Origin of the sequence: Streptomyces sp. NPDC001093 (assembly GCF_040298985.1) — a bacterium.
In the GTDB taxonomy this organism is placed as follows: Bacteria; Actinomycetota; Actinomycetes; order Streptomycetales; family Streptomycetaceae; genus Streptomyces.
In genome coordinates, this window is sequence record NZ_JBEPBF010000184.1 from 1 (window position 1) to 14,951 (window position 14,951).

At 69.9% G+C, this 14,951-nt stretch carries 10 protein-coding genes; 2 read left to right on the forward strand and 8 right to left on the reverse strand.

The window, feature by feature from the left end:
* From ABT288_RS50445 to ABT288_RS45970, 8 genes are all read right to left on the reverse strand, one after another.
* Positions 1–310 (reverse strand): helicase associated domain-containing protein (locus ABT288_RS50445; RefSeq protein WP_502973001.1); only part of this gene is annotated, 310 nt, incomplete at its 3' end.
* Positions 249–1,757 (reverse strand): DEAD/DEAH box helicase family protein, encoded by a 1,509-nt coding sequence (locus tag ABT288_RS45940; RefSeq protein WP_502973000.1) that lies wholly within the window; start codon positions 1,755–1,757, stop codon positions 249–251. The genes ABT288_RS50445 and ABT288_RS45940, both read right to left, overlap by 62 nt.
* Before the next feature lie 248 nt (positions 1,758–2,005).
* Complete coding sequence (locus ABT288_RS45945; RefSeq protein ID WP_351621838.1) at positions 2,006–3,271, reverse strand: competence protein CoiA family protein; 1,266 nt, start codon at positions 3,269–3,271, stop codon at positions 2,006–2,008.
* Positions 3,272–3,350: 79 nt separating this feature from the next.
* Positions 3,351–6,257: a Helicase associated domain protein gene (locus tag ABT288_RS45950; protein WP_351621841.1), complete on the reverse strand. Its 2,907-nt coding sequence runs from the start codon at positions 6,255–6,257 to the stop codon at positions 3,351–3,353.
* An 11-nt stretch (positions 6,258–6,268) separates the two neighbouring features.
* On the reverse strand, positions 6,269–7,285 hold the full coding sequence (locus tag ABT288_RS45955) for a TniB family NTP-binding protein (protein WP_351621844.1): 1,017 nt from the start codon (positions 7,283–7,285) through the stop codon (positions 6,269–6,271).
* Entirely contained in the window at positions 7,279–9,507 is a 2,229-nt protein-coding gene (locus tag ABT288_RS45960; protein ID WP_351621847.1) for a TnsB C-terminal domain-containing protein, read from the reverse strand. Before ABT288_RS45960 ends, ABT288_RS45955 begins: the two co-directional genes overlap by 7 nt.
* Positions 9,486–10,271: a TnsA-like heteromeric transposase endonuclease subunit gene (locus ABT288_RS45965; protein ID WP_351218403.1), complete on the reverse strand. Its 786-nt coding sequence runs from the start codon at positions 10,269–10,271 to the stop codon at positions 9,486–9,488. Before ABT288_RS45965 ends, ABT288_RS45960 begins: the two co-directional genes overlap by 22 nt.
* Positions 10,272–10,498: 227 nt before the next feature.
* A complete protein-coding gene (locus ABT288_RS45970; RefSeq protein WP_351621850.1) occupies positions 10,499–11,887 on the reverse strand; it encodes a TniQ family protein in 1,389 nt (462 codons plus the stop codon).
* Positions 11,888–13,304: 1,417 nt separating this feature from the next.
* Between ABT288_RS45970 and ABT288_RS45975 the strand changes: the two genes are divergently transcribed.
* Together ABT288_RS45975 and ABT288_RS45980 are read left to right on the forward strand one after the other, a co-directional pair.
* Positions 13,305–13,601 carry a hypothetical protein gene (locus ABT288_RS45975; RefSeq protein ID WP_351219498.1) on the forward strand — a complete coding sequence of 99 codons (297 nt, stop codon included), beginning with the start codon at positions 13,305–13,307 and terminating at the stop codon, positions 13,599–13,601.
* A gap of 30 nt (positions 13,602–13,631) precedes the next feature.
* A complete protein-coding gene (locus tag ABT288_RS45980) occupies positions 13,632–14,333 on the forward strand; it encodes a helix-turn-helix domain-containing protein (protein ID WP_351621853.1) in 702 nt (233 codons plus the stop codon).
* Positions 14,334–14,951 lie beyond the last annotated feature (618 nt).

Consider the following 14,951-nt stretch of genomic DNA (forward strand, 5'->3'; position numbering starts at 1 on the left):
AACGAGCCTCTCTACTCGGAGAGTTGCGCGATGGCCGCCCCATGACCAGGGGTAATGCACTGATCGCTGCTACACCACCCGGCGGGACACCATCGAGGCCCTCTTCCCAGGCGATGTCGTAGTGGGACCAGATCATGCCGAGTTTCTCCAACTGCTCGACACGGTCGGCATCCATGTCCCCGCGGGCATAGAAGCGCCTGGCATCGGCGACCCATTGCCCAAGGGGAAACCCGGCAAGCGCGGTCGGCCTATCGGCTTCGGCCTCTTGTTCGTCGGCGTCGGGGACGCGGTAGGTGAACGGTACGCGCAGGTCGCCGTGGAGCCGGGTTGTAGAGGGCGGCGGCTTCGATGCCGCGTCGCCAGTGGGCGTGTTCGGGGTTGAGGACCCGCAGGTTGATGAACGCGGCGAGCTGCGCGGGGTCGCGGGGGGTGCTGAATTTCAGCAGCTCCCGGGCTGGCATCGACAGTCCGCGGTCGCTGCCCTCGGCTCCTTCGCCTCCAGAACGCGTCTGTACGCCTCGGACACGGCTTGGCGCCTGCTGCTGCGCCAGAGCCTCCACGACGCGGGCGTCGTGCGCTCTGAGCGCTTCCAGCAGCTTGGCCAGTCCGCCGAACGCCCGGCTTGTGAGCATGTTGTCCGGTGTCTCTCCGGGGCCGAGCAGGACCGGCACGACCAGCGACGCCGTCTTGCCCTCGCCGGGCTGCATCCGCAGCGCCCGGCCGACGGCCTGGACGAGGTCGGGCATGGAGCCGCGTACGTCGGCGAAGTACACGGAGTCACAGTGGGATGTATCGATGCCTTCGCCGAGCACGCGAACGGACCCGAGGAACGTCTTCTCCACGACCGTGCCGTCAGCAGCAATGCCTCTGGAGAATTCGTTCAGGACGCGGCGCCGGTGGAGTGGCTTGTGCTCGCCGCAGAGCCAGTCGGCCCAGACGCTCTTAGGGTACAGCTCGGGGTCGTCCGCGTGCAGCCGCGCGGCGACATCCGGGAGGCCGGCCGCGAACGCTTCGGCTTCCTTGACCAGGTGGTGGAAGACGAGTGTGCGCCGGAAGTTCTCCTCGGCCGACGCCTTCACCAGTGCCGTCTGCAGGGCGGCAAGCCGCGCCCCGCGCACCTTCTCCGAGCGGCCCTCGATGCCGAGGAGCTGTGCGGCCTGGAGCTGGGTGTCGGTGATATCCAGGCACACCACCTGGTAGGGCGCGCAGATCCCCCGGTCGATCGCCTCGGACAACGTCAGCGTGTAGCACCGGGCCCCGAACGGCCCGTGGGGGTCGTCCTCCATACTTGCCACCAGCTCGCCCGGCGCGCCCTGCTCGGAGTCCTCGTCCAGCTGCCACAGCCGTGGTGTGGCGGTCATGTACAGGCGGCGCAGGGCGGGGATGCGGGTGTTGTCGTGGACGGCCGCCCAGGGCTTGCCGATCCGGCCGGAGGTCCGGTGTGCCTCGTCGACGACGATCAGGTCCCAGCCGGGAAGGCCGACGGCGTGGGCGCGCTCGAGCGTGCCGAGTCCGAGCGAGGCGTAGGTGGCGAACACGGCGACCTTGTTGAACGGCCGTACCAAGGCGACCAGCTCGCTCACGTCCGTGGTGTTCGGGAAGCCGGCCTCGTCCCCGCGCAGCGACGAGACCCCGATCATCGGTCCCGTGCGGCCGCCCTCACGCCACGCGGCCTCGGTCTGGGCGAGCAGGTCCAGCGAGGGCACGAGCACCAGTACCCGGCTCGCGTGGAGTTCCTCGGCGCTCCGGGTGGCCACGAGGGTCTTCCCGTGTCCGGTGGCGGTTTTTCTGATCAGTGGCTGGTGGTCTGGCCTGTGTTGATCAGTTTGGCGTGTTGGTGTGGTCGGGGGGTGCGGGCGTTTCGGTGGGGGCGCGGGTGGGGGTGTGGGCCTTGCTGTGTGGGGTCTGGTCTGCGGCTTTGTCAGATAGCGGGCTGGGTGATCAGGTCGTGTCACTTGCGGTGACTGGTGATCAGGTTGAGTGGTTGTTGGTATGGGGTGCGGTCCTAGGTTTGCTGGGTGGTGGTGCGGCAGGCGGGGCATGCTTTGGGGCTTCGGGGGCCGTAGCGGTGGATGGGGGTGGCGCAGAGCATGCAGGGGCCGATTTCCCAGGGTGGGCACTTGAGTTCTGCTGCGATGACGAGGCGTTCGCGGGGGGACAGGTGTAGGGCGATGGGTCTGGTGGGTTGGAGGAGGGTGTCGTCGGGGGCGTGGTCGAAGGTGTGCAGGCCGGTGGCGGAGGTCGTCTCGCGTTGTGGGCGTGGGCTGCTGGTGTGGGGGGTTTCTTCGCCGTAGTGGCAGGAGCTGTCGAGTTCTTGTTCGGTGTAGGTGAGGGGTTCGTCGTCGGCCGGGCCGGTCTCGGGCGGGGTGTTCGTTTCGCCGGTGATCTCGTGCCAGCGTTTGACGTCGCGGGCCAGGGCCCACAGGTAGGAGGTGCGGTGGGGGTCGTGCCGGTTGCGGGAGCGTACGGGCAGGTGCTCGCCGTCGGCGCTGGTGACGATGAGTTCGTCGAGGGGGGTGGCGCGTTCCTGGGGGATGCACAGGGCGGGCAGGAACCAGCCGCTGTGCCACTTTCCGCACGCCCTGCCGTTTTCGGGGCATGAGCGTTCGCTGGTGGGGGTGCATTTCCAGATCTGCAGGTGGCGGACGCCGCCGCGGATGATCAGGGCGAGCGGGGAGATGATGCGCTGCCAGGGCACGTCGTCGACGCGGGTCCAGGGGGCGCGGTCTATCAGGGCGGAGGTGGCGTCTGCGGTCACCCACAGAGGTGCGATGTTGCGCTCGCGGGCTTTGGTGGACCGCCGGCGCACGGTACTGGCGGTGATGGGGGAGTACTGGGCCTCCCATCCCACGCGTGCGCCGGCTCCGGTCACCAGCACGTCGGTGATGACCCGTCCGTCCTCGGACCGGGCTTCGGTCTGCACGTGAAGTCCGTGGCGTGATGCGGTGCGGGCGATCCGCTCTTTCATCGCCTTGTGCTTGTCGCTCTCCTGGGGAGTGGCGACGTGGGTGAGTGGAAGGTGCGCTGCTACCCACATCACCTTGCCGCCACGGCGCTGGCGCCGGACGAACATCCACGGCGTCTTGCCGTCCAGGGCGCACTGGCATTGTCCGCCCTTGTAGTCCGTCAGGCACTGCAGCAGGTCCCGGGGCCGCTGCCCGACAGGCTGGGTGATCTCTTCCAGCAGTCCGGTGTGGTCCGGGTGGTCGAGGTCTTCGCGCGTCAGGTTGATCTCTATGCCGTACCTGGTGTGAAACACCCCGTTGGCCATGCAACTGACGGTAAGTGGCTGTCTGCGGCATGGAAAGAGTGCAGATGCCATGCACCGGGGACATGCTGGAGCGTCGGTCTCAGCCTGTGACGCCGATGTGGGTGAGGAGGCGTTGCTGGTCGGGGTGGAGGCGGGGCCAGGCGGCGCGCTGGTTGTTGAGCCATTGCCGGCTGGCGTGGGTGTGGGGGTGGGTGCGGGCGTGGTGGTAGGCGCGTTGCCAGCGCAGGTTCCATGGTGGGTTCCACCACGGGTCGATCGCGGTCAGAGCACCGGCTGCGGGGCATGAGGTACCGGTTCTGGTGCGGTAGCGCTGTTTGACGAGCCAGCGGCCCAGCGCGAAGCCGTCATGCAGGGTGTGGTGGGGGGCGGCGAGGTGGCCGTGCTGGGCGGCGTAGGAGCGGGCGTGTTCGATGGCGGTGTGCCAGTGCGGTGCGATGCCGGTGCGGGCTGCGAGGGCCTCGGGGGTGATGCCGAGGCTGGTCAGGAGTTGTTGCTGGCCGGGGTGGAGGCGGTCGTAGTGGCAGCAGGCACGGTCGATCCAACTACCCAGGGCAGTGTGCGAGTTGGGGCGGCGGTGGGCGATGTTGAAGGGTTTGCCGGCGTGGATGTGGTGCAGGGCGCGGTAGTAGTTGCGCTGCCACTCGCTTTTCCAGGGTGGGTTCCACCAGGGGTCGATGGCGGCGAGTTCACCCGTCTGCGGGGAGGGCGGCAGGTTCCGGCGGGCCCGTGTACTGGCCTGGTTGCGTTGTCGGGCCAGCCAACGGCCCAGAGGGAAGCCGTCGTGGAGGGTGTCGCCCGGGACGGCGAGGTGGCCGTGCTGGGCGGCATGGGAGCGGGCGTGGGCGAGGGCGGCATCGAAGCCGGCGCGTTGGTCGGGCCGGTGTCCTAGCAGGCTGCCGTTCTTCGCGCGGTGCCGGTTGCGTGCCGTGCCGGTGCGAGTGGTCAGGTGGCGGCGGGCTGTGTCGACGGTGTCGGGGGTGAGTCCCACAGCAGTCAGGAGCTGTTGCTGGTTGGGATGGAGATGGTGGTAGTCACGGCATTGCCGGCGTAGCCAGTCGGCGACTGCGGCGTCAGGCAGGTCGTCGAAGCCGTTCGAAGGGTTCAATGTGTGGCCGGCTGCCATGTCGCGGGCGCGGTAGTAGTGGCGTTGCCAGTACAGGCTCCAGGGAGGGTTCCACCACGGGTCGAGGGCGTTGAGAGCCTGGACGCGGTCGGCGGGTACGGGGGGCCGGTTGTGGTGCCGGTTGCGGAGCAGGGCCAGCCAGTTGCCCAGCGGGAAGCCGTCGTGGACGGTGCGTTGGCCGACGTTGGCGAGCTGCCCGTGCTGCGAGGCGTAGGCGGCGGCGTGCGCCAGGCCCATCTGGAAGCGTTCGCTGTAGCTGCGCCGGGGCGGCCGGGCTGCCTGAGCGGTGGCTGTGTCGATGCCGAGGGAAGCCATCAGGCGTTGCTGCTCAGGGTGCAGATCGGCATAGCGGGCGCACTGCTCGTACAGCCATTCCGCGAGGTTGATACCGGTGTCGGGGAAGCCGGAGGCCGCGTTGAGGGGGCCGTGGGCGCGGGTGTGCTGCGCGGCTTGGTGCCATTGCCGCCGCCACCGCGGGTCCCAGGGCGGGTTCCACCACGGGTCGAGGGCGGCCAGTGCCATGAAGTGGTGGTCGGGCATCCGCAGGTGTCTAGCACGCTGGTTGACGAGCCAGGTGCCGAGCGGGTAGCCGCCGAGCGTGGCATCTTTGGGCACGGCCAGGTGCCCGTGCTGCTGGTGGAAGAGCCGGGCGTGCGCTACCCCCTGCTCGAAGGCGCGCTCGGCCTGAACGCTGTGGCCGCGCAGCCGCTTCACGGGCGGCGGCATCGGCTGGGCGGTGCCGGCGGCAGGCGGGCGGGGGAGAAGGTCGCTCAGGGCGCGCGGCCGGTGAGTCGAGTGAACCCTCCACAGCACCTTCTGCGCCGCACGCGTGGATGCTGCTCGGGTGCGTACGCAGGAGTGGATCCAGGTGAACAGCGGTCCGTGGGTGTCGGCGGCGAGGTGGCGGGCGAGCCACGGCCGCCCGAGCCGGTCGGCGAGTTCGGTGAGCAACCGGGGGAGTTCGCCCAGCCGGTAGGGCAGATGGCGGCCCGATTCGGTGACGGTGCGCTGTTGCAGAGATCGGTCGGCCAGCAGGCGCGCCAGAGCGACGGTCTCGGGATAGGTGATCAGGTCGCGGGCGGCCGCTTGCCACCAGCTGGGATCGGCGCCCTCGGGACACGTAGCCGCCAGGCGGTTCGGCCACAGCATTTCCTCCGCGGGCCAGGACTGCTGCCACCAGGCCCCGGCGACGGCGCGCGCGACCTCGAAGGCCTGTGCCCCCACTGCCCCATGCCGTAGCAGCCGGACATGCCGCCCATGGGCCTCGACCACCTCCGGGCACCTGGCGAGGGGCACGCTCAGGCCGCTGGTGTGGGGCAGATACATGAGCCAGTACCGGTGGCGCGGGCACACACGCTGCTCGGGTGCCAGGTACCGGCGCGCGGACATGAGGCGTCCGGTGCGGGCGGACGTGCATCCGGGGCAGGCCGGGCCCCATGCGGCCACGGCCTGCTCACCGCGCATCAGCCGCCCGACCGGGCCGGCCCCGTACTTGCCGCATGGTTCTTCCCGCATCCAGGCGGGCAGAGCACGCTCCAGTACCTGTGGCTCAACGCGGCAGAGCGTGGCGATGCGGGCGCGGGCCTGGGCGTTGAGGTGGATCTCGCTGTCCGGGCACAGCATTCCGGTGAGGTTCTGCAGGCCGTCGGTCTCGGTGACGGCGGCGAGCAGGTCGCGCGGGCTGAGGTGGTAGCGGGCGGCGAGCCTGGTCAGGAACGACAGCGTCAGCTCGTCTTGGAGCGGTGCCACGCGTCCGGCCGCCCCGCTGGCCAGGGCCGTGACGAGGATGCCGGACGCTGCCGGCCGTTCGCCGCTGACAGTGGTGCTGTGGGCTCTCGTGCGAGGCGGCTGCTGATGTGCCATCGGGGCGCGTTCTAGGGCCGTCGAGTGCGGGCGGGACGGCCCTGCGCTTCGGCGGCTGCGTCGAGCTCTACCTCGCTCAGCAGCTGCTTTGTGATCCGTTCGGTGCCTTCGGTGATGGCGATCAGGGCGGCTTCGCGGATGAGGTGGGAGAGGCTGCCGATCCGTCCTGCGGTGCGGGCGTGGAGGTAGGCGGCGTGCTTGAGGAGGGTTCCGGGCCGGTGTGCGCGCAGCCTCAGCAAGTCTTCGATGGTGCGCAAGAGGTCGTCCCAGACGGCGCGGTCCTGGTCGGTCGCATACGCCAGCGGGCGGTGGCGGAAGATCTTGAAGCGGCCGGCGATCTGCGCCCCGCGCACGCCGCTGAGCAGTGAGGAGGTCTCGATGTCGATGGCGGAGTAGACGAAGGTGGCGGGGATGCGTTCGCCGAGGTATTTGAGCTGGTCGGAGGTTTCCGCGCCGGCGCGCCGCTGGGTGTCCAGAAGGTGGACGTCGTCGATGAGGACCAGCTGGGTGCCCAGTTCGCCGAGCAGGTCGCATACGGCGCTGGTGATCTGGGTCTGGTTGAGGCGGTCGGTGATGGGCATGCCGAGGAACCGGGCGAACTCGCTGACGAGCATTTTCGGGGTGGCGGCCGGCGGCACGCTGATGAAGAGCACGGGCCTGCGGTCGCCGCAGCCGGGATGCTGGCGGGCGTCGGCCAGCTGGAAGGAGCGCCCCAGCGCCATCATCGTCGTGGTCTTACCCGTCGTGGCCGGGCCGGAAATGATCAGTCCGCGGCGGGCGCCGGCCTGCTGGCGGCGGTTGACCAGCAGTAGCCGCCGTACGGCGGTGAACACGCTGTCCATGGCGGGGGTGCGCATGACAGCGAGTTCGGAGTGGTAGTCCTCGCGCTCCATCTGGGACCAGTCGGGGTCGTCGGCATCGCGTGCGGGTGCCGTGGGACGGCTGACGAAGGCGTCCCATCCTTGCCACACGGTCGGAGGGGCCAGCGGGGCGAACCCGGCGGTGTTGTTGGAGAGCTCGCTCACCATCGCAGGGATTCCTCGAAGGGGTCGTAGACCGTGACCTGGGGGCGGCGCGGAGCAGGGACGCCGGCTTCTCGCACCGGGGCGGTTGAGGAGGCGGTCGGCTGTGCACCTTCAGCCGGCCAGGTGCTCACGGAGCCGTCGTCGGTCAGGGGCTCCTCGTCGTCCTCGCCGTCGTCGAAGACGTCCTCGTTGGCCAACTGCAGCGTTTCGGCTTCCGGCTGCTGGCCGTACAGGATCCCCCACACCGCACCGCCATGGTTCGCGGCGGCGGCGCGGGCGCGGGCGGTGACGGCCTTCTCCCGGCGGCTGCCGTGCCCGGCGGCGGCGCGTTCGAGCAACTCGCGCAGGGCGAGGGCCAGGTCGTGTTCGTGCTGGGCGCGGCTGCCGTGTCGGGCGACGGTGCGCCGGATGTGCTGCCAGGTGAAGTCGGTGAACGGGGCGGTGACCAGGGTGTGGTGGATCCACGGCACCGTCTCCCAGCCCCACCCCTGCTGCGCCTGGCCAGGTTTGGGCAGGCGTACCCAGATCTGGCCGGGCGCGTGCGGGTCGTAGTGGATCTCCCACAATCCGTCCGCTGACGGTGAGTGTTCGCCGCGGTAGGGGTTGAGGGCTTTGTGGTCGTAGGTGCGGTAGTCGATGCGGATGCCGTAGTCGTTGATCTTCTGCCGCTTGATGGGCATCAGCTCGATGTAGTCATCACGTCCGAGCGGCACCGGGACGTACCCGCACACGGCGACCAGAGCGGCCCACATCTCATTCGGTGACAGGGGCCGGTGCGGCATCATCGGGTGCCGCAGCCCGTCATGGGCCCGCTCCTGCCACCCGCAGATGATCCACTCATCGAGCATCTCGGCCAGCTGGGCAAGCGTCCATACCGCCTCGCCTTCTACCCCCTGCCCGCGCTCGCCGGTGTGCGCGCCCGTGTAGCCGGCAACGTGCTGCACGAACAGCGTCTTGATCGAGGAGAAGGTGCGCTCCACGTGCCCCTTGGCGGGCCCGTTGCCCGGCGGCGCAGGCTGTACGGAAATGCCCAGCGACTCGCACGCGGCGATGAACGACGACGAGACGAACACGTTTCCCTGGTCGACCACGATGGTCTGCGGGGTGATCACCGGCCGTGCTGCGGCCCCCTCCAGCCGGGCGTCCACGCTCAGCAGCCGCTCGTAGGGGACCGCTGACGCTTGCATCGCCAGCGCGCCGGGCCAGGTGGGCCGCATCGGCGCCGGCACCATCATCTGCGCCAGCAACTGCGCCGCATCCACACTGCGGGTCCCCTTCGGGCGCAGTACGGCCGCGCAGATACTGCGGGTCGCCACGTCCAGCGCGATGGTCAGCTCGGGACGTTCCACCACCCCGTCGTCCAGCACCACGAAGGCATCCAGCACGGTGCTGTCCATCATCACCAGCTCACCCGGCGCCATCACCGTCGTCGGAACGAACGGCGGAGCCGGCCGTGCGGATCGCCAGCGGCGCTGACGGGCGCTGCCCAGCAGCCCGTGCCCGTCAGCGAGAGCGTGCACCAGCCGGTTGAACGTCGCGCTCGAGGGCAGCGGCACGACCCCCTCCCCGTGCCGCTCGGCCAGCAGCCGCTCGGTGTACACCCGCAGCCGCCCCAGCGTCCCGCTGGAGCGCTCCCGCCCGGCCTCCAGCACCTCCTGCAGAGCCGCCACCACCCGCTCGTCCGCACGCCCCAGCGCCGTCCGCGGCCGTGTGGCCCGGTGGTCCACCAGCCCCCACAGGCCGCTCTGGCGGTAACGGGCCCGCATCCGCCGCACCGTGACCGCGCTGGTGGGCATCCCCGCCGCCGACAGCTCGGCCGCCTTCGCCTCCTCCCGCTGCGCCAACGTCCGCGTACCCGGGTCGTACTCCGCCCGCAGCCCTCCCGCGCAGCCACCTTCATCCGGCCGCCCGGTCTCCACCTCCCGCACGTGCCGCTCCCAGGCAAGCGCCCGCTCCCGCACCGGCTCGGGCAGCGCCTCCAGCAAGCCCAGTGGCGCCACCCTGGGCCCACCAGGCGCATCCAGAACCTCGAACCCTGTATCGGCGAACAGCAGCGACAGCAGCAACGCCACTACCTCGCCGTTCTCGGCGACCAGCCGCGCCTGACCGCCGGTGAGGGCGGCCACCGTCCAGATCCGTCCCTCGAACCGCACCCGGCATCCCAGCTCCACCACCGGCCCGCCCGGCACCCCGCCGCGTGCCCTCACTCCGCCGCCGGCGCCCATACCGACATCCGCTCATGCATCGGCGTGCCCAGGTCCGCCGCGAGGCGTCCCACCCACAAGGCATGGAACAGCGCGGGAAGCACCAGCATCGGATCTGCGATCCTGCGTACCCCCTCCCACAGCGGCGCGGGCTCGGCGAACGCCTCCTGCAGCGCGGCGGCCAGCTGTCCTCCACCGTGATACCGCGGCTGCCGGTACCCGGCCAGCCAGGTCACGTTGCGCCGGTAGACCGGATCGACCGGCCCGAGCACCCAGTACCGCCAGCCCACCGCTGCGCAGATCTGCCCGACCGCCGATGCCAGGGACCGCTGCCGCTGCGAAAGCTCCGGCCTGGTGGTGCAATCCGCCAACACCCCCTGACCGTCGGCGAGTCGCAGCATCAGCTGCGGTGCATACGCCCGCACGCCTCCCGGCTCGCGCCATCGCAGCTCAAGCGGCCGGGCGGCCAGGCCACTGACACGGGGGTCGCGGTCGAGCAGCATCACGTGCAGCCGTATCGCCGCCGACCCGTAGTGCACCAGCCGCCCGGTGGTCGACGACCACCACCATCCCGGCGCCAGCCGCTTCCCCTTGCGGACCGGGAACGGCCTCAGCGGCGCACATTGCTCGAAGGCCACCTCACCAGCGGCCTCCGGCCACCGCAGACACCCTGCTCCCTGCCCCACCTCGGAGAACAGCACGTCAACCGGCCCCACCTCGACGGATGCCACCTTCGCCCCGTCACGCTGCGCGGCCGGGCAGGCGGCCGTGGCGCTGTCGCTCATACCCTCCACGCAAGCCGATGCATGCCAGGCACCGCAGCCGAACTTGCCGGTATCCCCCTGACGGGTCGCGGTCTTGCACTTGCCGTTGCCAGCGGCGACTGGCCTTCAACGGGGCTCACGTCCTCGTCTGCCGGCGGATCCTGACCCGTGGTCCAGCGCCGCCACGCATAGGGCGCCCCGGCGCCGGGACATACCCGAGGGCTCGCAGGCACCCCGTGGGCGGGTATCTACTCCTCCTCGTCCGTGTCCGGGCCGGCGGTGAAGGGCTCCGCCAGGACGTCGGCCGGCAGCTTCGACCACTGGGCCACGTCTTCCAGTGACACTCCGGCCTTCAGGGCGGCATCGACGGTCAGCGCCAGGACCTGTTCGATCAAGTCGGCGCTGTGGCTGAGGTGGTGCAGCAGCTGCCGGGCCACCTCGGCGGTGACACCGCTGTGCGCACCGCGCACCTGTGCCAACTGCTCTGCGGCCTCATCGACCAGGCCGGTGATCCGGATACGCCGCTCGGCGGGAACCATGGCCCGCCACCGGGTGCCCGAGCCGCCCGCCTGCCCTTCCTTGACCATCACCCGCAGCTGGGCGGCCATGGTCGCGGGCTGCTTCTCCCGCCGCAGTCGCCACGGATCCTCGACCCACCCAGACGGATGGCCGTTGTCCCGACGCCCGCGGATGACGCTGCCCGTCCAGTCACCCAGCGGGCTGCCGTGGTCGACGGAGATCAACGGTCCCAGCCAGTCGCGCCCCACCCGCTCGCCCAGCCGACGGCAGAACTGCCCGTCGGCACCCAGCGGCCGCGGCCGCTCCCCGCCGCTGTCACTCCAGGCCAGATCGGCCATCGCCGGATCCAGCAGCGCTCCGGCGACGGCCACCACCTCAGGAAAGATCGCCGCGTCCCGCCCCACGATCCGCCAGCTCTCCAGCTCCGCCCCGGCGTTGCCGCCCGCGATCCGGTGCAGGCGGCGCGGCCAGATCTCCTCTCGCTCCCAGTACAGGGCCTGCGTCCACCAGTGGGCGACCACCGCGTGCGCCCCGGCGAACACCGCCTCCGGCTCCACCCCGGCCCCCATCGCCCGCCGTACCACCGATGCCCACTGCTGCTGCGCCACCACCACCTCCGGCACACCGCGCACATCGAGGTGTTCCAGCGGCTGGTCGGCGTCCGCGTCCAGCAGCCAGCGCCCGTGCCGGACACAGACCCGCTGCCAGCGTGGCGCGTACCGCACCACGCGCACCGCCTCTCCGGTGCGCCGGGCCGTGCACAGACGGCAGCCGAACCCGGCCGGCCCCACCACCGCGCCCGCAGCACGCCACCGCGCCTGGGCCTCCTCGCCGGTGGTGATGTCAGCGTCATCCACCGAGAAGGCTGGCAAAGCGCGCGCCAGCACCTCCGGCGCGGCGCGGCACAACTCGGCCAGCACCTGCCGTCCGGCCGAATTGAGCACGAGCTCCGCATCCGCCCGCACCCCACCGCCGTCGTGCCGGGCGGGGGAGTTGCGGCATGTCCACAAGTGCAGCACGTCCCTGAGCTCCAGCCCGTAGCGGGCCGCGATGCGGTGGATCAGCGACGCGGTGGTCTCCCCGGCCAGCGGCACGGTCCGCAACGCCCCTGCTGTCACGGCTCTCCCTGGAGTTTGAACCCTGCCCGGTACGTGCCCTGGGCGCGCCGCACGAGCGGCCCCCCGGCCCTCTCATCATCCGCCGACGGCATTTCAGCGGCCAGCCCATGGCCGCTACTCCAACAGACCATCCGGCCGTTGTAGAGCAGCGACCAGACGAACCAGGCCGCCAGGCCCGGCGATCAGCGCACCCGTGACCAGTTGGCGGCCCGGAGCCGTCTCGGGGTCCTTCTCAGGCCGCGACTGGCGCCCCAGCCGCCAAATACCCAGCCCCGCCTCGGGACGCGGCGCGCGCACCCAGGACAGGAACGCCGCCCCGGGCTGCGGAGCAGGCCCCGGGGCGTACTCCGGTGCCGGAGGGATCCGGGAAGCCGGCACGGCTGGCGGCTGCTCGAACCCCTGCCCCTGCGAGTGCCGTCCGTCCTGCCTGCCCTCGGCATCCAACGCTCTACCCCCCTGACCTGCCAACCTGCTTGTTCAGCCGCTCAATCTAGCGTCGTGCATTCCCTAGGCCTGCTCGTCGGCTCGCCCGCCGACGCCAAGGACCCTTCGCTGAGCATGGGTCGGCTCCGGGCGTGAGCCCAGCACTCCTCGGGCTCGCAGCTCCTCAAGGTCAGGGAGACGGATCCCAGGGAGGGCATCGATGAGGTCGGCCTGGGAGGCACGGATGCCGTGCGCGTCCTGAGGGCCGGCGCCAAGGGCGCGGCGGGCGGTCACGCTGATCATCGTACGGCCAGCGCATCGGGTTCTCCGTGCCGCTACAAACCCCCATGGCGCGCGCGGTCATCGGTGTCCGTGATGCAGGTGAAGCCGATGCCCGCCGGGAAGGCGCGGCGATCGGCTTCACATAGGGGGTTGCGCCAACAACCCCCATTTCCCTGAGCTGCACGGTTGGAGCCAGTAGCAATCAGGGCTGACACGGTCAACTATCAACTAAATCGGCCCGTGCCTGTGATGAAGAGTCTCCCTGGAAAGGGAGGATCGAACCGATCGCAGGCGGCATGGAATTGAATCAACGCAGGTCAAAGAGCGTTGGCCCAATTGAGCTAGATGTTACGAAAGTCGGGATTGATAAAAGGGGCCGGGCTGGGGATTCGCATGTCGCATGCTAGGGCCCTGTGCAGCGCCGTGAACTGCAGCGTCAGCATCTATCATTGCCCAACGCGACCCCTCCCAGGGCAAGGAAGCTTCTTACTCATTGTGTCGGGCGTCACAGGGGCTGCTTTGGTGCGTTTGTGAGCCAATGGTCAGATCGGCTTCATTCGTGCCGTAGCGGGCTGGGACCCTAGCGGCAGCAGGTCCATGCGTGCGTTGAGAGCGCCAACTCTCGCTAGATGCACGGGTGGACAACGGTTGGAGCCGAGTAGCACCGTCCGGCGATTCTGCGGGTCGCCGGACGGTGGTTAGGGAGACCCCTATGGGCGCAAAGCCCTCCGCCGCGGCGTATACCGCGGACACCGAGCCGACGTCCTCCGCCGGCGAGGCGACCTCTACGAGTGGCCGCTTCGGCATGCCGCACGCACTCGTGATCATCGCCTGCATCGTCACTGCGGCGATCCTGGCCGAGCTGGGCATGGACGTCCGCAACGTCCTGGCCCTCCTCGCGGGGGCCGCCGGCATCGGCGCCGCGGTCGTCGTGGCGGTGGGGACCGGTGGCCGACGAGCCGGCCGGATCGGCCGCCTCGTGCGCGCCTACCTCAGCGCAGGCAACTGAGGCGCCGTCATGGGACGCCCCGAGAAGCCCGTGGACCGCACCGTCCCGGCGCGCGCGAAGCTCGCAGACTTCCTGCGCCGCCGCAAGGCCGCGGCCCGTCTGACGTATGAAGAGATGGCCGGGCTTGCGCGCGGCATGCCGTCGAAGGCGACGTTCGAGCGTGCCGCCTCCGGCACGTCCGTTCCCTCCTGGAAAACAGTCGACTCATTCATCACGCTGACCACCACTGGTGAAGAGGGATACTTCGAGGGCATCTGCGCCGCTCTGGACCATGGCCGACAGCTATGGCTCGGCGCACGCCGCGCGACCAGGGCGCCGTTCTACGTTCACAAGGCACCCGACCCGAACCTCATCGCGTCTGCGGCGGACCTCAGCCGGGCCCTGCGCCACCAGCATGTGTGGGCCGGCTACCCCACGCCCGGCGAGATGCGGCAAGCGTGCCGCCAGCCCTGGCTACTGCCCTACAGCACCACCCGCCGCATCATCAGCGGGGATATCTTGCCCGTGGACCCCGACCAGGCCATCGCCTTCCTGATGGCCTGCCACGTGATCCAACCGCTAGACGTCGAACCATGGCTCGCCGCAGCAGTCCGAGTCCTCACGCCCGGCGGTGGCACGCCAGAGAAGAAGACCATCGATCCGTGGGTCAAGGCCCACCAGGTCCTCCTCGCCCACTTCCATCTGCGCCAAAGACGACCCGCCACCCGGGCAGAGCACGACGGTTATCAATAGGCGGAAGAAGGAGCGAGAGAAGGCGGCATAATTCCGAGCAAACAGAAAACACCCCCGGAGCAGTTTCTGTGCCGGGGGTGTTGGTTTTCCTGCTACATCCGATCCGTGCCCCGTGTTGGTTACAGTGTTTGTCTGGCTGGGGTTTTTGATGCTGCCTCAGGATTCCTTGGTTCGGGGTTTGTTGACGACCGGGACCGGACCGCCGCGAAAGCTCTTTACGAGTCGTCAGGATTCGAAGAGATCGACCGCTGACACGCGGCTCCACTCGCCCGGTGACAGCGGTGCGGAGATCCCGTTCCGGGAGCCGTGATCTTTTCCAGAATCTATCCGAAGAACATTTTGAAGCACTCAGACCGTCCCCTGCACAGCAGAACTGGCCTCCCGACCATCTGCCACTCTGACGCCCAGTCACCAGCTTTTCCCAACCCCGCCCCTGCTGTCAGCCCGGGCCGTCAGGCCCGTAATCGGGTCGCGCGAAGCGTGGCACGCCCGGTGACGCTCCGCGTCACCGGTGGCTGGAGCGCAGCGGAGGCCATCAGCCGGCCGAGGGCCGGCTCATGCCCCGCAACGCGGGGAGTGCTGCTCCCTACCCGCTGCGCTGGGAGCAGCAACGAGACT

What these genes read in the sequence shown, in the direction of transcription:
- ABT288_RS45945 (WP_351621838.1), bottom strand. Translation starts at nt 3,271, where the DNA reads ATGGCCAACGGGGTGTTTCACACCAGGTACGGCATAGAGATCAACCTG.
- ABT288_RS45950 (WP_351621841.1), bottom strand. Translation starts at nt 6,257, where the DNA reads ATGGCACATCAGCAGCCGCCTCGCACGAGAGCCCACAGCACCACTGTC.
- ABT288_RS45955 (WP_351621844.1), bottom strand. Translation starts at nt 7,285, where the DNA reads ATGGTGAGCGAGCTCTCCAACAACACCGCCGGGTTCGCCCCGCTGGCC.
- ABT288_RS45960 (WP_351621847.1), bottom strand. Translation starts at nt 9,507, where the DNA reads ATGGGCGCCGGCGGCGGAGTGAGGGCACGCGGCGGGGTGCCGGGCGGG.
- ABT288_RS45965 (WP_351218403.1), bottom strand. Translation starts at nt 10,271, where the DNA reads ATGAGCGACAGCGCCACGGCCGCCTGCCCGGCCGCGCAGCGTGACGGG.
- ABT288_RS45975 (WP_351219498.1), top strand. Translation starts at nt 13,305, where the DNA reads ATGGGCGCAAAGCCCTCCGCCGCGGCGTATACCGCGGACACCGAGCCG.